The organism is Mesorhizobium sp. WSM4850 (assembly GCF_055811735.1).
In genome coordinates this window covers 167,531-185,493 of the sequence record NZ_JBVVPV010000001.1, presented here as the reverse complement: position 1 = coordinate 185,493, position 17,963 = coordinate 167,531, and the positions used below count along the sequence as shown (strand labels likewise).

Genomic DNA, 17,963 nt, shown 5'->3' with positions numbered 1-17,963 from the left:
GGCGCCGTACGCGCAGCGGCGGGGCGGCGTAAACGCTCAAGCGGAGCTGGATCACGGCTCCGCGAATGAACCAGCGGGATGCCGCGATGTCATTCAGACCATTGCTTGGTGACGGACGGGTTCGGAGCCAGGAGGAGAAGTCGGAGCCCCTGCAAACCGCGTCATGGGCCAGCTCTTCGATCGTTTTCGACAACCGGCGGTGGGCGTGCCGCGAGGCGGAACTGCGCTGGACAGCCCCTCATCATCTGATCGTGCTGACCGAAGAAGGCGGAACTTCCCATACATCTATCCGGCACGAGGCAAAATCGCTGTACGACGGAATGGACCGTCCCGGAGCCCTCACCTTCGTCCCCGCAGGCGCCGAGCGGCACGGCTTCTATCGCGATGTAGACCTCTCCTACTCAGCCCTGTGGATCGATCCCGATATCAGGCTTCCTGGCTGCGAACGCCTGAGAGAGCTGCCGATCCTGGTGAACAGGAAAGACGTGGTGATCGCCACGCTGCTGAGTTCGCTTCGCGACGAGATGGCACTCGGCCACCAGCCGGACACTGCCTATATCGAGCATCTGGTCGCCCTGGTCAGCCTCCGCGTGGCCGCCCTGAACCGGGAGCAACACCCGTCGGTGCGCCACGGCTGTCTCAGCCGTCGCGCGCTTGGTCGAGTTCGGGCTTACATCGACGCCCATATGAATGCAGACATTTCGCTAAGCGAGTTGGCAGCCGTCGCTGATATGGCCGTCGACAGTTTTGCGCGCCGATTCAAGGCGACGACCGGGCTTGCACCCTATGCCTATGTGATCGAGGAACGCGTGGGGCGAGCCGAGGTACTGCTGCGCGAAACGGGCTTGTCGATCGGCAGCATTGCCTTTCGGCTCGGCTTTTCAAGCCAGAGCCACTTCACCACGACATTCCGGCGTCTCAGGGGCATGACGCCTCGGGCCTATCGGGTGAATTCTTCTCCGGAATCCTGATATTGCTGCCGGTTTCTTGAAAGAAAACCACCGCGCGCCTCCCCACCTCCAAGGTCGATGGGTGACAGAACTGCGACAGGGAGATCATGCATGGCCAAAACAGACACAAGGAGCGGGCCGACTCGTCGAACGGTTCTGGAGGGCGGCGTGGCGACCGGCGTGCTCCTGGCTACCGGTATACCGGTATACGTGGAGCCGGCCGGCGCCGTTGCGGCGGCCGCATCGCCTGCGCCGACGATGCCGATATCCCTGCGGATCAACGCGAAGGATTTTGCCGTCGAACTCGATCCGCGGACGACGCTGCTCGACGCGCTGCGCAATCATCTCGGCCTCACCGGCTCGAAGAAAGGCTGCGACCACGGCCAGTGCGGCGCATGCACGGTGCTGGTCGATGGGCGCCGGATCAATTCCTGCCTGACGCTTGCGGCAATGCATGAAGGCGACGAGATCACCACGGTCGAGGGTCTGGCCGAGGGCGACCGGCTGCATCCGGTGCAGGCCGCCTTCGTCGCCCGCGACGGCTTCCAGTGCGGCTACTGCACGCCGGGCCAGATCTGCTCGGCGGTCGCTATGCTTGGCGAGGCCAAGGCCGGCTGGCCGAGCCATGCGAGCGCCGACGTGGCTGCGGTTTCCGTCGCTCTCACCGATGCCGAGATCCGCGAGCGGATGAGCGGCAACATCTGCCGTTGTGCCGCTTATTCGAACATCGTCGCAGCAATCCGCGACGCGGCAGAGGGGGCGTGAGCAATGCAGTCCTTCACTTATGAACGTGCGGCAAGTGCCGAGCAGGCAGCCGCCGCGGTCGCGGCGCGGCCGGACGCCAAGTTCATCAGCGGCGGCACCAACCTGCTCGACCTGATGAAGCTCGAGATCGAGCGCCCAGCCCATCTCGTCGACATCAGCCGGCTGCCGCTCGATCGGATCGAGGAGACGGCGGCGGGCGGGCTTCGGGTCGGCGCCCAGGTCCGCAACAGCGATCTTGCCGCCGATCCGCGGGTGAGATCGCGCTATCCGATGCTCACGCAAGCGCTGCTGGCGGGAGCATCCGGCCAGATACGCAACAAGGCCTCGACCAGCGGCAATCTCCTGCAGCGCACGCGCTGCCCCTATTTCTACGACCGCAGCATGCCTTGCAACAAGCGCGAGCCGGGTTCGGGCTGCGCGGCGCTGCAGGGCTTCAATCGCATGCACGCCGTGCTCGGCGCCAGCCAGGCCTGCATCGCGGTCCATCCCTCCGACATGGCGGTCGCCATGGCGGGGCTCGACGCCAGGATCGAGACCATATCGCCCGGCGGCGGGACCCGCACGATCCCGATCGGCGATCTCCATCGATTGCCCGAGGCGACGCCGCATGTGGAGACCGTGCTCGACCACGGCGAGATGATCGCCGCGGTCACCCTGCCGCCGCCACCGCCCGGCCGGCAGGTTTACCGCAAGGTGCGCGACCGTGCCTCCTACGCCTTCGCGCTGGTATCGGTGGCGGCAGTCGTCGAGAAAAGCGGCGATCGTATCCAAAGCGCTCGGATCGCCATGGGCGGCGTGGCCGCCAAACCCTGGCGCGCGACGGAGGCAGAGCGCATGCTCGCTGGAGCGGCGGCGTCCGACGGCGCCTTTACCGACGCGGCCGAAGCCACGCTCGCCGGAGCCGTCGGATATGGCGGCAATGATTTCAAGATCCCGCTGGCGAAACGGACGATGCGCCACACGCTCGCTGCTGCCGCCGAGAGTGCATGAGGTGACATGATGACAGAGACGAAGATCTCAAACCGTCCTCGCGAAACACGCAGCGGCATCATCGGGCGTCCATTCGATCGCATCGATGGTCCGCTCAAGGTGAGAGGCGATGCCACCTACGCCTACGAGAATACGCTGGAGGGTACATCCTTTGGCTATATTCTCGGCGCTGCCGTCGCCAAGGGGCGCATTGCCGAGATCGACACGGCCGAAGCCGAACGGGCGCCGGCAGTGCTGCTCGTCATGACGCACCGGAATGCGCCGGCCCAGCCGGATTTCGGCCCGGCGGTCACGCCGACGGTGCCGGAGGTCTTCACGCGCGCCCGGCCCGCGCTCAACAGCGAGCGGGTGCGCTATTACGACGAGCCCGTCGCGCTGGTCGTTGCGGAGACGTTCGAGGCGGCACGTGCTGCCGCCGGCCTCATCAAAGTGCGCTACGACGAGGAGGCGGGCCTCTACAATCTGTCGGGACATGTGGCCGACGCCTACGCACCAAAGCGGACCAATGCCGGCTTCGAGACCGACAGCGTGATCGGCGACTTCGAGAGCGCCTTTGCCGCGGCTCCGGTCAAGGTCGATGCCACTTACCGGACGCCCTTCGAACATCACAATCCGATGGAGCCCCATGCGACGCTCGCCGCCTGGTCAGGCAACGAGCTGACGATCCATACATCGGCGCAGACCTTGGCGAATTTCCGGGCAGGGGTCGCCAGCACGCTTCGCATCCCGCCCGAGCGTGTGCGCATCATCAGCCCGTTCATCGGCGGCGGCTTCGGCTCCAAGCTGATTGCCCATGCCGATACGATCCTGGCCGCGCTTGCTGCAAAGGTCCTGCAGCGTCCCGTCAAGATCGCGCTGACGCGACAACAGATGTTCGCCAATGCCGGTCATCGCGCAGAGATGATCCAACAGGTACGTCTCAGCACGGGCACCGACGGGCGGCTCACCGGGATCGCGCACGACGTCTGGTCGGCAACGTCCGGCTTCGAGGAGTACTGCGAGCAAACGGCAGTTTTTGCCCGCTCGCTCTATGCGGCGCCGAACCGTGTCACCCGCCATCGCCTGGTCCCGCTGGATATCAACCGCGGCGAATGGATGCGCTCGCCCGGCGAAGCCCCCGGCATGCTGGCCTTCGAATGCGCCATGGATGAACTCGCCGAGCAGCTCGACTGGACCCGATCGAACTCAGAATCCGCAATGAACCGGCCCAGGATCCCGAGCGCGGCGTGCCGTTCTCCACCCGCAACCTCGTCGCCTGCATGGAGGAAGGCGCCCGCCGTTTCGGTTGGCAGCGAAGAAACCCGACGCCGGGCCGCGCCCGAGAGGGCCGCAAGCTCATCGGCTACGGCATGGCGGCGGCGATCCGTCCGAACTACATCGGCGCGGCGACGGCGCGGGTTGCGATCGACGGCGACGGTCGGGTGACGGCGCGGCTCGACATGACCGATATCGGGACCGGCACCTATACGATCCTGACCCAGATCGCCGCGGACAGCCTCGGCGTGCCGATCTCGTCCGTCAAAGTGGAGCTTGGCGACAGCCGCTTCCCGCGTACTGCCGGCTCCGGCGGGTCCTGGGGCGCGGCAAGTGCAGGGTCGGCGCTGCACGACGCCTGCAACGCCCTTAGGGAACGGATATTGCAGGCGGCGCGGTCGAGCGAAGCCTCGCCGTTGCGCGGCGCTGGCGCCACCGAAGCGAGCTTTGCCGACGGCGAGGTCAGGCTCGGCCAGCGTTCGGCAAGCCTGGCCGACCTCGTCCGACGGATCGCTCCCGACGGGTTCGAGGCCGAGGGTTCCGTGGCCGCCGGCGCTGCCACCCCGTCATACAAGGCTTACTCGCAGCATTCCTATGGCGCGCATTTCGCCGAGGTCGCCGTCGATTGCGACACCGGTGAGATCCGCATGCGCCGGATGCTGGCGGTGATGGGCGCCGGCCGTATCCTCAACCCCAAGACCGCGCGCTCGCAAATCATCGGCGGCATGACCTGGGGAATCGGTGCGGCGCTGATGGAACAGACGGTGCTCGACCGGCGCTACGGCCACTTCGTCAATCACGATCTTGCCGAGTATCACGTCCCGATCAACGGCGACGTCCCGGAGATGGAGGTCGTCTTCCTCGAGGAACATGATGACAAGGCCAATCCATTCGGCGCGAAGGGGATCGGCGAACTCGGCGTCTGCGGTGCGGGGGCAGCTGTTGCCAACGCCATCTACAACGCGACCGGCGTGCGGGTGCGTGACTTTCCCATCACCCTGGACAAGCTGCTGCCTGCCTTGCCGGTGATCGCCATTTGACGCGGCAAGTCTTCTTCGGGCATTTCAAGCTCAAGGACAAAGCGGCTGCCAATCCCTGCGTGCAGATACTGGCCGCGCCGGAACATATTGCCGCGTGAAATCTCCCTCCCCGGGTGGAAATTCCGGTAACACGCTGTACTATCTGCGAAATTACCGAAATCGGGAGGCTGCCGGTGCAGACCAAGAAGATCATCAACGACGGCAACCGCACTGTCGACGAGATGCTGGAAGGCATTCTGGCCGCGCATCCCCGCCATCTCAAAAGCATGGAGGGCAGCCCACGCTCGATCATCGCCCGCGATGGACCTCGCCAGGGCAAGGTCGGCCTCGTCATCGGCGGCGGCTCCGGCCACGAGCCGACCTTCCTCGGTTTCGTCGGCAAGGGGCTGGCCGACGCGGCGGCGATCGGCAATGTCTTTGCCTCGCCGCCGCCGGACCCGATCCTTGAATGCGCCAAGGCGGCCAGCGGCGGCGCCGGCGTGCTGTTCATGTATGGCAACTATGCCGGCGACGTGATGAACTTCGACATGGCCGCAGAGATGGCGGCGATGGATGACATCGAAGTGCGCACCGTGTTGACCACCGACGACGTGGCATCGGCGCCGCGCGACCAGAGGCAAAAGCGCCGTGGTGTCGCCGGCAATTTCTTCATCTTCAAGGCCGCTGGTGCCGCCTGCGAGCGGATGCTGTCATTCGACGAATGCGAGCGTATCGCCAGGAAGGCCAATGATCACACCTTCACCATGGGCGTGGCGCTGTCGCCCTGTTCGCTGCCGCAGACCCGCCGGCCGAATTTTGAGATCGGACCGGATGAGATGGAGATCGGCATGGGCATCCATGGCGAGCCGGGCATCGCCCGCGGAAAATTGAAAACCGCCGACGAGATCACCGACGAGATGCTGGACAAGATCGTCGACGAGATGGCGCCGGCACGCGGCGACAAGGTCGCCGTGCTCATCAATTCGCTCGGCTCGACGCCGCTGATGGAGCTCTACATCATGAACCGGCGCGTCAAGCAGCGGCTCGATGACATCGGCGTGTCAGTTCACGCGACCTGGGTCGGCAATTATTGCACCTCACTCGAAATGGCCGGCGCCTCGGTGACGCTGATGCATCTCGACGCCGAATTGCAGACGATGCTCGACCATCCTTGCGACTGCGCCATGTTCCGCGCCGGCTGAAAGGGTGCATCCATGACATCCATCGATGCAGCCGATCTGAAAAGAATGTTCGATGCGATCGCGGTGGCGATCGAAGCCGACAAGGACAGGCTCTGTCAGCTCGACGGGGTCATCGGCGACGCCGATCATGGCATCGCCATGGCGCTCGGCTTTGGGGCGGTGCGCGATGCGCTGGCGCCGCTGGAGCTCACGGCAACCGAGCCGACTGTTCTCCTCAACACTGCGGCGAAGTCGTTCCTCAACGCCGTCGGCGCCTCGTCGGGGCCGCTCTACGCGACGGCCTTCATGCGTGGTGCGGCTGCCGTCAAGGGCAAGGCGACCTTGGCGGGCGCCGATGTCGTCGCCCTGTTCCAGGCGATGGCGCAAGGCATCCAGGATCGCGGCAAGGCGGAGATCGGCGAGAAGACGATGGTCGACGCCTGGCTGCCGGCGGCGCAAGCCGCGGCCGCTGCCCATGCCGCCGGCAAGACCCTGTCCGAAAGCCTGGCAGCCGCCCTCGAAGCAGCCGAACGGGGCGCCGAGGCGACCAAGGATATGATCGCCGCGAAGGGCCGCTCGTCGCGGCTCGGCGAGCGGTCGCTCGGACACGTCGACCCCGGCGCGGCGTCGGCGGTCACCGTTATCGGCGCGATGCGAAAAAGCCTGGCTTAAGCGCATCGCATCAATGCGACGCGCTTAAGCTCCTGTTTTATACATGTCGTTATCTCAAAACCGCTGCGCACCCTCGGTTCACGCCCGAGGGCATGCTTTTGGGCGACATGCATTAGCCCAGCTTCGCCGCGTCGAGCCTGTCGATCGCCTGGACATTGCCGGCCGATGGCCCGTTTTCGTCGAACTCCGATGCGAGCCAGGCATCGACGATCGACTTGGCCAGTTCCGGGCCGATGACGCGGGCGCCCATGGTGATGATCTGGGCATTGTTGGATTTCGCCGCGCGCTCCGCCGAATAGGTGTCATGGGTGAGTGCGGCGCGAATGCCGGGCACCTTGTTGGCCGAGATGGAAACGCCGATGCCGGTGCCGCAAAACAAGATGCCGCGATCGTTTTCGCCGTCGAGGATGGTCTGGGCGAGCTTCTGCGACAGGTCGGCATAGTAGCCGGCCTGGCTGACGTCGCTGACGGAGAGGCCGGGCTTGGTGGCCAGGTGAGCGGCAATGACGTCGAGCAGCGGCTTGCCGGCGCTGTCGGCCCCAATGGCTATTTTCATTTTTTCTGTCCTTTCCTGTTCGATTGCTCTGGAGCCTGTTCCATCCCGATGGCATCGGGATGGGGCTCTAACTTTTGTTGGGCATGATCTTTTCCGAAAAACCGGATTCCACTTTTCGGGATCATGCTATCTTTTTGTTTGAGCATGATCTTTTCCGAAAAACCGGATTCCACTTTTCGGGATCATGCTCTAGATCGCCGCCGAGGCGCGTTCGAGGATGTCGATATAGCCTTCCGCCTGCCAGGCGGAGCGGCCGATGAACAGCCCGTCGATATGAGGCTGGCCGATCAGCTCGGCGGCATTTTGCGGATTGACGCTGCCGCCATAAAGCACCGCCGGCATGGCCGGCAGAAGATCGCCGGCGATCTTCTTGATCAGCGCCTGCTGCCTGTCGGCGTAGTCGGCACTTGCCGGAATGCCCTTGTCGCCGATCGCCCAGACCGGTTCGTAAGCAAACAGGATCGTCGCCGCCTTGGCCTGGCCTTCGAGGTATTGCAGCGCGCCGTGCACCTGCAAGGCCAGCACCGCATCGGCCTGGCCGCTGTTGCGTTGCGCCAATGTCTCGCCGACGCAAATGAGCGGCACCAACCCGTGCTTCACCGCCGCTGCGGTCTTGAGACCAACCGTATTGTCGGTCTCGCCGAAATGCTCGCGCCGTTCGCTATGGCCGAGCTCGACGAGATCGAGCCCGCAGTCCGTCAGCATCACCGGCGAGATCTCGCCGGTCCAGGCGCCGGCGTGGGCCCAGTGCATGTTCTGGGCACCGACCTTGATCCGCGTCGATGCCAGCGCTTTCTTGACCTCGCGGACCGCCGTGAAGGGCGGGATGACGAAGGGCTGGATACGGTCGTCGAAACCGGGGACGAACCCCGCCAGCGCCCTGGCAAAGTCAGTCGCTTCTGCAAGCGTCTTGTTCATTTTCCAGCTTGTGCCGACCCAGTAAGCCACGCGTCCTCCTTCTAGAGCCTGTTCCATCCCGCGAGGCGGGATGGGGCTCTATCTTCTTTGACCATGATCTTTTCCGAAAACCGGTTCCCACTTTTCGGGATCATGGTCTAGTCCTTCTCGACCAGTGTCAGCGAAACGCCGGCGCCATCCAGCGCCTCGCGCATCTGCGGTCCCAGTTCTCGACCGGTGAAGACGGCGTCGAACGCCTTGAGATCGGTCAGGAAATGCAGGGCGGTGCGGCCGAACTTGCCGTGATCGACCAGCAGATATTTGCGGGCGGCCGCGGCCATCATCAACCGCTTGGTATGGACCACTTCCTGGTCCTGGTGGAAGGCGGAAACGCCGTGGATGGCGGACGACGACAGGAAGGCGACATCGGCGCGCAACGATCTCAGCGTGTCCTCGGCAAGCAGGCCGAAGAAACCGTGGAATTTCTTGCTGTACTGGCCGCCGAGCGCGATCAGGGTGATACCGGCAACGCCGGCCAGATCCTGTATCACGGCCAGATTGTTGGAGATCACGGTCAGCGGGCGCAGATCCGCAAGGTGGCGCGCAATGCCGCCCGCCGTCGAGCCGTCGTCGATGATCACCGTCTGGCCCGGTTCGATGACAGCCACGGCGGCAACCGCCAGGCGCTGCTTCTCCTCTGCGGCCTGATTCTGACGGTAGCGGAAATCACTTTCGAACAGGCCGCTCGGCTGAATCGAGGCGCCGCCGCGTATCTTGCGCAGGAAGCCGCTTTCCTCGAGCTCGTCGAGGTCGCGATGGACGGTCATCTTCGACACGCCGAAGCGCGAGGCAAGGTCATCGACACTGGCCGTGCCGGTGTCCATCAGAAAATCCATGATGCCTTGCCGCCGGCCGTCGCTCTTCATCGTCCAGCCTGTTTCCTTTAATTCGCATCGCCGCGTCCGCCGTGGCAGAACGGCGCGTTAGAACCATTATAACAGATAAAATCGCATGCATGCCAAATTTTTTGTGATGGTGTTATGTTTCCTTGGGATATTCCTTGCTTCTGATCGCTGCCTTGTAACAAGAATTGCTCTCGGCGGCATGGCCAAAGGTTGCGGTTCTCCGGAAATCCGGCCAGAAGCATCAATGGGCTGAACGACGAACGGACAGCTCGCAAACCATAGCTTGAAACCAAATACGGGAGACCATTGGGTGGCTCGCATCACATTGAGACAATTGCTCGACCATGCCGCCGAACACGGCTATGGCGTGCCTGCCTTCAACATGAACAATATGGAACAGGGCCTTGCCATCATGGAGGCGGCCGAGGAGACCAAATCGCCTGTCATCCTGCAGGCGAGCCGCGGCGCCCGCGCCTATGCCAACGACGTCGTGCTGGCCAAGCTGATCGACGCGCTGGTCGAGATCCATCCCGATATCCCGGTCTGCATGCATCTCGACCATGGCAACAACGAAGCCACCTGCGTGACCGCGATCCAGCACGGCTTCACCTCGGTGATGATGGACGGATCGCTGAAGGAGGACGGCAAGTCGCCGGCCGATTACGACTATAATTCCGGCATCACGCGGCGCGTCGTCGACATGGCGCATTGGGGCGGCGTGTCGGTGGAAGGCGAGATCGGCGTTCTCGGATCCCTGGAGATGGGGGGCGGCGAACAGGAAGACGGCCACGGCGTCGAGGGCACCGTCAGCCACGACCAACTGCTGACCGATCCGGAGCAGGCGGTGCAGTTCGTCAAGGACACGCATGTCGATGCGCTGGCCGTCGCAATGGGCACCAGCCACGGCGCCTACAAGTTCTCGCGCAAGCCGGACGGCGCGGTGCTCGCCATGAACGTGATCGAGGAGATCCACCGCCGCCTGCCGAACATGCACCTGGTCATGCACGGCTCATCCTCGGTGCCGGAAGAGCTGCAGGAGATCATCAACAAGTATGGCGGCCAGATGAAGCCGACATGGGGCGTGCCGGTCGAGGAGATCCAGCGCGGCATCAAGCACGGCGTGCGCAAGATCAACATCGACACCGACAACCGCATGGCGCTGACCGGCGCGATCCGCAAGGTGCTGACCGAGAACCCGAGCGAGTTCGACCCGCGCAAATATCTGACGCCGGCAATGGCCGCCATGAGGAGGCTGTGCAAAGAGCGCTTCGAGCAGTTCGGCACCGCCGGCAACGCCCCCAAGATCAAGCCGCTGCCGGTCTCGGAAATGGCCAAGCGCTACAAGTCGGGCAGTCTCGACCCGAAATTCGGCTGACGTATTCTGGTTCGGAACAGGAGCCGCATCGGCTCCTGTTCATCTATCCTGTTCGCGGCAAAATCGCCGCCCTGCCGGTCTCGATAAACGGCGCCCAGTAGTCGACCGACTCGCGGATCATGGCGACGACCTGGTGGTCGACCGGCTCGCGTTCGCGAAACGACAGTTCGAGGCAGATCTCGTTGTCGACGCCGCCGCCGCGCCGAACCGTCTCCAGAAGCTTTTCCGGCGTGATGCGGCCGTCCTTGTTGTAGGCGACGATGAACGGCCAATGGCCGCCCTTGTTCATCGACGACTGTTTGATGTGGATGATCGGCGATACCGTGGGAAAGGCTTCGGCCCAGGCATAGGGATCGATGTCGGCCGGGTTGCTCGAGGTGACGTCGCCATGGTCGATATCGACCATCATCTTCAACGGAATGGCCATGCTGGCCGCTTTGATCTCGTTGTGCAGGGCCCGGCAGCACTCGATCGTATGGCCGAATTCGCGGCCGACCGACATCGGCTCCCAGAAAAGGTAGGTCAAACCCGCCGCCCTGGCATGCTCGGCGACGTCGCGCCAGCATTCCAGCGCGATCTCGAAAAGCCGCGCGCGACGCTCGGGATCGTCAAAATCCCGGTGCGTGAAGATCGCGAACTGCGTGCCCATGCCGCTGGCGCCGAGCTCGGCCGAAATGTCGGCAAAGGTCTTGAACCAATCGACGTAGTAGCGGCGCACGTCGGCGTCGGGATGGCCGAAATGGTTGAGCCGCCCGTAAGGGCCGGTCATCCCGGACGTCACGCGCACGCCGGTGCGGTCGAGCGCCGTGCGGAACAGGCGGACGAATTTCGAGATCGTCGCCGCCGGCCAGCCGGGATTGACGAATTCATGCGTGAGCTGCACGTCGCGGATGCCGATGTCGTAGGCGATCGCGTCGATCAGATCGTCCGGTTCGGCAAAACGGTTGACCAGCGGATTGGTGTTGAGGGAAAGCGTAAAAGTCATCAGCCGGCCCTCACCAGTCGGCCAACGCACCAGTCCTCGAAGGCGGCTCTTTCCGCGGCGGACAGATGCAGGCCGTGCTTGGTGCGCCGTTCGAGAATATCGGCAGCGGTCAGCGCCCATTCATGCTCGAACAAATAACTGGCTTCGCGTTCGAAAAAATCCTTGCCGAAGCACCGGCCCAGTTCGGTGAGCGACCTGGACGCACCGACCAGAACGCGCGTCCTGGTGCCGTAGAGCCGGCCATACTGCTTGACCAGCGATGCCGGCATCCAGGGATATTCGCGGCCGAGGTCGCCGAGAAACTGCTCGAAGTCGGCGTTGGCGATATCGCCGCCCGGCAGATGTCCTTTCGACGTCCACGGCTTGCCCATTTTCGGAAAGAACGGCGCGATCCGGTCCAGCGCATGCTCGGCCAGCTTGCGGAAGGTGGTGATCTTACCGCCGAAGACGGAGAGCAGCGGCGCCTGCCCGGATGACGCGTCGAGTTCGAAAATATAGTCGCGCGTCACCGCGCTCGGATTGTCGGCGTTGTCGTCATAGAGCGGCCTGACGCCCGAGAACGAGTAGATGACATCGTCGCGGGCAAGTTCGCGCTTGAAGTAGCGGTTGACCACCTTGATCAGGTAGTCGACCTCGCTGGCATCCGCCGCCACGTCTTCCGGCCGCCCCTCGTAGGGAATATCGGTGGTGCCGATCAGGGCCAGATCGTTCTGGTAGGGATTGATGAAGATCACGCGCTTGTCGCTGTTCTGGACCAGATAGGCCTGCCGCCCTTCCCAGAATTTCGGCACGACGATGTGGCTGCCCTTGACCAGCCGGACATTCCGCTTGGAGTTCTGGCCAGCCACGCGGTTGATGATGTCGTTGACCCAGGGACCGGCGGCGTTGATCAGCGCACGCGCCCGAACCATGGTCCTGACGCCGGTTCGGCTGTCGCGCATCTCGACCGACCACAGGCCGTTTTCACGGCGGGCGGCGGTGCAGGCGGTCCGGGTAAAGATCCTGGCTCCCCGTTCCGCAGCGTCGAGCGCATTGATGACGACGAGACGGGCGTCGTCGACCCAGCAATCGGAATATTCGAAACCGCGCTTGAACGCATCCTTGATCGGCGCGCCTTCGGGCGCGGTGCGCAGGTTGAGCGTGCGGGTGCCCGGCAGCCGCTTGCGGCCGCCAAGATGATCGTAGAGGAACAGGCCGAGCCGGACCAGCCAGGCCGGCCGGTCGTCCGGGCTGTGCGGCAGCACGAAGCGCATCGGCCAGATGATATGCGGCGCCGATTCAAGCAGCACTTCGCGTTCGATCAGCGCCTCGCGCACCAGCCGGAATTCGTAGTATTCGAGATAGCGCAGGCCGCCATGGACGAGCTTTCCCGATCGCGAACTGGTGCCTTCGGCAAGATCGTCTTTTTCGCACAGGATGACGGAAAGCCCGCGGCCGACTGCGTCGCGCGCGATGCCGGCGCCATTGACGCCACCGCCGATGACGAACAGATCGACGATTTCAGTGGCGCCACTCATCTCGCCGGATCCTCTATGCCTGGATTGCGTTTCATGGCTGCCGCGACCTTCAGCACGGGTTGACCGGCGGGAGCCCGACGATGAAGCGGCGCACCTCTTCGGCCGCTTGCTCGGCCGCATAGGTCACCGTGCGCACGGACGCGCCGGCGATATGCGGCGTCAAGGTGACATTCGGAAGCTGCAGCAGCGGCCAGTCGGCAGGCACCGGCTCGACCGCAAACGTCTCCAGCATGGCGCTGCCGATATGGCCAGAGACCAGCGCATCGTAGAGCGCGTCGTAGTCGACCAGCGGCCCGCGCGCGGTGTTGACGAAAATCACCCCCGGCTTCATCCGGGCGATGGTGTCCTTGTTGATCAGGCTGCGGGTCTCTTCGGTCACCCGGGGATGAAGCGTCACCACGTCGGAGCGGGACAGGAGATCGTCGAGTGCGACCAGTTCGGCGCCGGCATTGCGGTCTTCGGCGCTCAATTGCACATAGGGATCGGTGACCAGGATGCGGCAGCCGAAGGCGCGCAGCAGGCGGACAACCTTGGTGCCGATATTGCCGTAGCCGATGACGCCGACGGTCATTTCGTTGAGCTCGCGGCCGGTACGGTCGGCCCGGTAGAGATCGCCGCGCCATTCCCCTTTGCGCAAGGCCTCGTGCCCGACCCGGATCAGCCGCGTCTCGGCAAGGATCGCGCCGATGGTGAACTCGGCCACAGCACTTGCATTGCGGCCGGGCACATTGACGACGGTGATGCCGTGGGCCCTGGCGGCAACCATGTCGATGTTGATCGGGCCGCCGCGCGAGACCGCAACCAGCTTCAGCGCAGGCAGACGCTGCATCATGGTCTCGGACAGCGGCGCAAGCTGGGTGACGAAGATCTCGGCGTCGCCAATGAAATCGACCACCTCGTCCGGATCGCCAAAATACTCCTTCACCTTGTCGAGGCCGAGCGCCGCATTGCCGAATTCCATCGGCTCGTCGGGCCAGGCCGCCTCAAGGGTGCGGATGTCGAGATTGTCGCCGCAGGCCTTCTCGATTTTCTCGCGAAAGACCTCGGGAAGCATGAAGCGGTCGCCAATGATTGCAATCTTCTTACGCATGCTCGACTTCTCAGTTTGCCCTGGATGCGGCCATCGACCGCCAGACCGGCCGCAGCGCCTCATGCGCCAATGTGTAGGACGGAACCGCCCGCTCATAGATCGCGGCAAGTTTTCGGTCGCTCGGTTCCGCCGCGCCCAGCAGCGGCGTGACCCATTCGCCGACGCATTCGTCCATCGAATTGTATTGGCCGACGCAGACCGCAGCGATCATCGCGGCGCCCGCCGCACCGGCTTCCTCGCGTTGGCTGGCGCGAATGTCGGCGCCGACGACAGCGCCGAGGATCTTGCGCAGAGCCGGGCTTCTGGCGGCGCCGCCGGTCAGCCGGATTTCGCTCGGCAGCGGCCCCATGGCGGCGTAGCAATCGCGCGACGCGAATGCCAGCCCCTCAAAAACAGCGCGAACCATATCGGCATAACCGTGCCGCGACGAAATGCCGACGAAACCGGCCCTGGCATTGGCATCGACGAACGGCCCGCGCTCGCCGGCCTCCGACACATAGGGCTGATAGAGCAGCGAGGCCGGCTCCGATGACGATATCCATTCGTCGACCAGCGCGATCATCTCGCCATTGCTGCGGGTGATGCCTTGCGAGGCGAGTATGCCGGAGGCGAGGCTAAGGATCCAATCGATGTTGAGCGTCGCTGCCATGTTCGACTGCATCTGCGCAAAGACGCCGGGCGCCGGCATCGTCATCGTGTAGCCGGTCCTGGCCTCGTTGAGCAGCACCTCGTCCGGCGTCTGAGCAAGCCGCATATGCATGCCGGTGGAGCCGATGATCGAGCAGCCAGGCTTGCGCTCGCGGTCGAGCAGGCCGGCGCCGAGCGCGGTGCAGGCCACGTCGACATAGGCCAGTACCGCCGGCGTACCGGAAAGCAGCCCGGTCGCTTTGGCAGCCGCCGCCGACAGGCCGGCGCTATGCCTGGTGCCGTCGACGATCGGCGGCAGCAGATGCCTGAGGTCGGCGACGCCGAGCACCTCAAGCACCTCGTCGCAATAGCCGCGGGTGCGAAAGTCGCCAAAGGTGAAGGTGCCCTCGGAAGGATCGGTGGCGCGTTCGCCGGTCAGGTTGAAATAGAGCCAGTCCTTGCAATGGAACGCTGTCGCGGCGCCGGCAAGCCTGTCAGGCGCGTTGCGCTTCATGAAGGCAAGCTGCGGCCCCTGCTGGCAGGCGGCGAGCCCGCTGCCGGTCTTTTCGAAACGAAGCCGGTCATCGGGGCGCGCGCGGATCTCCTCGACGATGGCGGCAGCGCGCGCGTCGAGCCACAGCCAGCCCTTGGCGACCGGCTCACCGTCCTTGTCGATCAGCCAGGTGCCGTCGCCCTGCCCGGTCACGGCGATCGCAATGATGCGGCTGGCGAGGTCCGGCACCTTGTCGGCAAGCTGGCGCAATGTGGTCGCGGTATCGGTCCAGGTGCGTGCCAGATCCTGCTCGGCGCCGCCGCCCGGCAAGGTCTCGTACCGGTTCGGCACTGCCGCGGCCGCGAGCTGCCGGCCCGCCGTGTCGAAGGCGACGGATTTGATGACAGACGTGCCGGCGTCGATGCCGATCAGCACATCCCGCATCAGGCAAGCTCCATGCCGTGCGAAATGGCCATGCCGCTGGACTGATCGAAGACGTGCAGATTTTTCGGATCGATGCTGATGTTGATCGGCGCGCCAAGCTCCAGCCGGGTCCGGTCGTGTTCGACCAGGACCAGCGAGCTGCCGGCGAAATCCGCGGCGATATGGGTCTGGTCGCCGAGCCATTGGTTGGCCGAAACCGTCGCCGGCACGCCGTCCTTCGAACGGCGAACCGCATAGGGCCTGACACCGATGACGACCCGCTGCCGTTTGAGCAATTCGTCGCGAACCGAGCCGCTGAACGCGTCCTTGTCATAGTCGAGTGAAAGCCCGTCGGGCAGCCGCAGATTGATCTTGTCGGCGGCCGTGCCGACATAGGCCTCGAAGACATTCATCGGGGGCTCGCCGACGAACGTGCCGGTGAACAGGTTGGCCGGCCGCTGCTTGAGCATATCGGGCGTATCGAACTGCTGCAGCACGCCGCCTTCCATCACCGCGATCCGGTCGGCCAACGCGTTGGCCTCGGTCTGGTCGTGGGTGACCAGGATCGCGGTCAAGCCGCGCTCCTTGATGAAGTGCTTGATGCGGCCGCGCAGCACCGCGCGAAGCTGCGGCTCGAGCTGGCCCATCGGTTCGTCCAGCAGATGCAGGTCGGCCTCGCGGATCAGCGCCCGGCCGAGGCTGGCGCGCTGCTGCTGGCCGCCGGAGATGGAACTCGGATAGCGCTCAAGAATGTCCTCGATCTCGAGCAGCTTGGCGATGCTGGCAACTTTCGCGTCGACCTGACTTTTCGGCAGCCTGGCCGCCTTCAGCGCGAACGCCATGTTCTCGCGCACGGTCAGCGGCGGATACAGCGAATAGCCCTCGAACGCCATCGCCACATTGCGCTTGACCGGCGGCAGCGTGTGCACCTTGCGGCCGGCAACCGAAATGCTACCGCGCGAGACCTCTTCGAAGCCGGCGATCATGCGCAATGTCGAAGTTTTGCCGCAGCCGGACGAGCCGAGCAGTGCGACGATCTCGCCCTTGTCGATTTCCATCGTCAGATTCTGAACGGCGTGCACACCTCGGTCGATCGGGCCGTAGAATTTGTCGACGCCGGAAATGGTGAGTGCGCTCTGGCTCATGCCGCTTCTCCGCTGCGCAAATTGACGACGTTTTTCGAGCCGATACGGTCGCCACTGGCACGATCGAACAGCAGGGCGCTTTTGCCGTCGACGGCGATATGGGCCCTGCCCTCGGTTTGACCCGCTGTTCCGGCCGGCCGGGAGACCAGGATTTCGCGACCGCGCGCGGTGCGCACCAGCGTGACGACCTTTTCGTTGAGCGGCGTCTCCGCCTCGACGGTCACCGGAATGGCCGCGGGTGTTCCTTCGTCGACGAAGCGCAGCGCTTCGGGCCGCAAGCCGATCACGCAATCGCGGCCGACCGTGGCGTCATAGGCGCCGGTCAAATGGACCTGGACATTCGACAGACCGACATAGATGCCCTTGGCATCGCGCGACGGCTTGACGTCGAGCAGGTTGATTGTCGGATCGCCGAACAGCCGCGCGATCTCGATGTTGGCCGGCTCGCGATAGATCTGCTCGGGCGTGCCGAGCTGCTTGATGACGCCTTGCGACATCACCGCGATGCGATCGCCGAGCGCCATGGCCTCCTTGTAGTCCTGGGTGACGTAGACGACGGTCGCACCGCGATCTGCCAGCAGCCTCGGCAGTTCGAGCCGCATCTCGAAGCGCAGTTTGGCATCGACGTTGCGCAGCGGATCGTCGAGCAGCAGCACCGGCGGCGAGCCGACCAGAGCGCGGGCGAGCGCGGTGCGCTGCTTCTGGCCGTTGGACAGCGCCCGTGGCTTGTGGCTGAGCACGTGGCCGATCTTCAGCAGCTTGGCGACGCTCTCGACACCCGCCTTCATCGCGCTTTGCGACGATCGCTTGGCCTGAAGCGGCGTGGCGATGTTGTCGAAGGCGGTCATGTGCGGAAACAGCGCGAAATTCTGGAATGCCATGCCGACGCCGCGGAACTCGGCGTCAAGATCGGTCATGTCCTCGCCGCCGATGAAGATTTTTCCCTCATCAGGGTCGATGACGCCGGCGACGAGCCGCAGCAGCACCGTCTTGCCGGCGCCGGACGGTCCGAACAGGACCAGGGTTTCGCCGTCGGCGACGCTCAACGACAGATTGTCGAGCACAGTCTGGCTCTTGTAGCGCTTGACGACATTTCGCAATTCGAGGCTGGCCATCGGG

The 17,963-nt window shown here is 64.3% G+C and carries 16 protein-coding genes and 1 pseudogene; 7 read left to right on the top strand and 10 right to left on the bottom strand.

Annotated features, from left to right (window positions below; all coding sequences use genetic code 11):
• Positions 1-86 precede the first annotated feature (86 nt).
• The 6 genes and pseudogenes from AC0L2Z_RS00865 (at position 87) to dhaL (ending at position 6,831) form a co-directional block, all read left to right on the top strand.
• Positions 87-971, top strand: coding sequence for a helix-turn-helix domain-containing protein (locus AC0L2Z_RS00865; RefSeq protein WP_473626293.1), 885 nt, complete (start codon positions 87-89; stop codon positions 969-971).
• Positions 972-1,061: 90 nt separating this feature from the next.
• The gene (locus AC0L2Z_RS00860; RefSeq protein ID WP_473626292.1) at positions 1,062-1,715 is read left to right on the top strand and encodes a 2Fe-2S iron-sulfur cluster-binding protein; all 654 of its coding nucleotides are present in this window, start codon (positions 1,062-1,064) and stop codon (positions 1,713-1,715) included.
• 3 nt (positions 1,716-1,718) lie between these two features.
• Positions 1,719-2,705, top strand: coding sequence for an FAD binding domain-containing protein (locus AC0L2Z_RS00855; RefSeq protein WP_473626290.1), 987 nt, complete (start codon positions 1,719-1,721; stop codon positions 2,703-2,705).
• A 9-nt stretch (positions 2,706-2,714) separates the two neighbouring features.
• A pseudogene (locus AC0L2Z_RS00850) lies at positions 2,715-4,999 on the top strand (xanthine dehydrogenase family protein molybdopterin-binding subunit).
• Positions 5,000-5,172: 173 nt separating this feature from the next.
• On the top strand, positions 5,173-6,180 hold the full coding sequence (locus tag AC0L2Z_RS00845) for a dihydroxyacetone kinase subunit DhaK (RefSeq protein ID WP_091599882.1): 1,008 nt from the start codon (positions 5,173-5,175) through the stop codon (positions 6,178-6,180).
• A gap of 12 nt (positions 6,181-6,192) precedes the next feature.
• The gene (dhaL, locus tag AC0L2Z_RS00840; protein WP_473626289.1) at positions 6,193-6,831 is read left to right on the top strand and encodes a dihydroxyacetone kinase subunit DhaL; all 639 of its coding nucleotides are present in this window, start codon (positions 6,193-6,195) and stop codon (positions 6,829-6,831) included.
• A 112-nt stretch (positions 6,832-6,943) separates the two neighbouring features.
• Here dhaL and derI read toward each other — a convergent pair whose 3' ends face one another.
• From derI to AC0L2Z_RS00820, 4 genes are all read right to left on the bottom strand, one after another.
• Positions 6,944-7,387 carry a D-erythrulose-4-phosphate isomerase gene (gene derI / locus AC0L2Z_RS00835; RefSeq protein WP_027152577.1) on the bottom strand — a complete coding sequence of 148 codons (444 nt, stop codon included), beginning with the start codon at positions 7,385-7,387 and terminating at the stop codon, positions 6,944-6,946.
• Complete coding sequence (locus AC0L2Z_RS00830) at positions 7,384-7,533, bottom strand: hypothetical protein (protein ID WP_473626288.1); 150 nt, start codon at positions 7,531-7,533, stop codon at positions 7,384-7,386. Before AC0L2Z_RS00830 ends, derI begins: the two co-directional genes overlap by 4 nt.
• A 43-nt stretch (positions 7,534-7,576) precedes the next feature.
• Positions 7,577-8,362: a triose-phosphate isomerase gene (locus AC0L2Z_RS00825; RefSeq protein WP_473626286.1), complete on the bottom strand. Its 786-nt coding sequence runs from the start codon at positions 8,360-8,362 to the stop codon at positions 7,577-7,579.
• A gap of 80 nt (positions 8,363-8,442) precedes the next feature.
• Complete coding sequence (locus tag AC0L2Z_RS00820) at positions 8,443-9,210, bottom strand: DeoR/GlpR family DNA-binding transcription regulator (RefSeq protein ID WP_473626284.1); 768 nt, start codon at positions 9,208-9,210, stop codon at positions 8,443-8,445.
• 289 nt (positions 9,211-9,499) lie between these two features.
• Between AC0L2Z_RS00820 and fba the strand changes: the two genes are divergently transcribed.
• The gene (gene fba, locus AC0L2Z_RS00815) at positions 9,500-10,564 is read left to right on the top strand and encodes a class II fructose-bisphosphate aldolase (protein ID WP_473626282.1); all 1,065 of its coding nucleotides are present in this window, start codon (positions 9,500-9,502) and stop codon (positions 10,562-10,564) included.
• A gap of 43 nt (positions 10,565-10,607) precedes the next feature.
• Here the strand turns inward: fba and AC0L2Z_RS00810 are convergent, their stop codons facing one another.
• From AC0L2Z_RS00810 to AC0L2Z_RS00785, 6 genes are read right to left on the bottom strand one after another with little or no spacing between them, the layout of a single operon-like run.
• Positions 10,608-11,549: a sugar phosphate isomerase/epimerase family protein gene (locus AC0L2Z_RS00810; protein WP_473626281.1), complete on the bottom strand. Its 942-nt coding sequence runs from the start codon at positions 11,547-11,549 to the stop codon at positions 10,608-10,610.
• Positions 11,549-13,066 carry a glycerol-3-phosphate dehydrogenase gene (locus AC0L2Z_RS00805; RefSeq protein ID WP_473626279.1) on the bottom strand — a complete coding sequence of 506 codons (1,518 nt, stop codon included), beginning with the start codon at positions 13,064-13,066 and terminating at the stop codon, positions 11,549-11,551. Before AC0L2Z_RS00805 ends, AC0L2Z_RS00810 begins: the two co-directional genes overlap by 1 nt.
• Before the next feature lie 49 nt (positions 13,067-13,115).
• Entirely contained in the window at positions 13,116-14,156 is a 1,041-nt protein-coding gene (locus tag AC0L2Z_RS00800; protein ID WP_473626278.1) for a 2-hydroxyacid dehydrogenase, read from the bottom strand.
• 10 nt (positions 14,157-14,166) lie between these two features.
• Positions 14,167-15,720 carry an FGGY family carbohydrate kinase gene (locus AC0L2Z_RS00795; RefSeq protein ID WP_473626277.1) on the bottom strand — a complete coding sequence of 518 codons (1,554 nt, stop codon included), beginning with the start codon at positions 15,718-15,720 and terminating at the stop codon, positions 14,167-14,169.
• The gene (locus tag AC0L2Z_RS00790) at positions 15,720-16,844 is read right to left on the bottom strand and encodes an ABC transporter ATP-binding protein (protein WP_473626275.1); all 1,125 of its coding nucleotides are present in this window, start codon (positions 16,842-16,844) and stop codon (positions 15,720-15,722) included. The genes AC0L2Z_RS00795 and AC0L2Z_RS00790 overlap by 1 nt, the downstream gene beginning before the upstream one ends.
• Positions 16,841-17,959, bottom strand: a complete 1,119-nt coding sequence (locus AC0L2Z_RS00785) for an ABC transporter ATP-binding protein (RefSeq protein WP_473626274.1) — start codon at positions 17,957-17,959, stop codon at positions 16,841-16,843. The genes AC0L2Z_RS00790 and AC0L2Z_RS00785 overlap by 4 nt, the downstream gene beginning before the upstream one ends.
• Between the last annotated feature and the right edge of the window lie 4 nt (positions 17,960-17,963).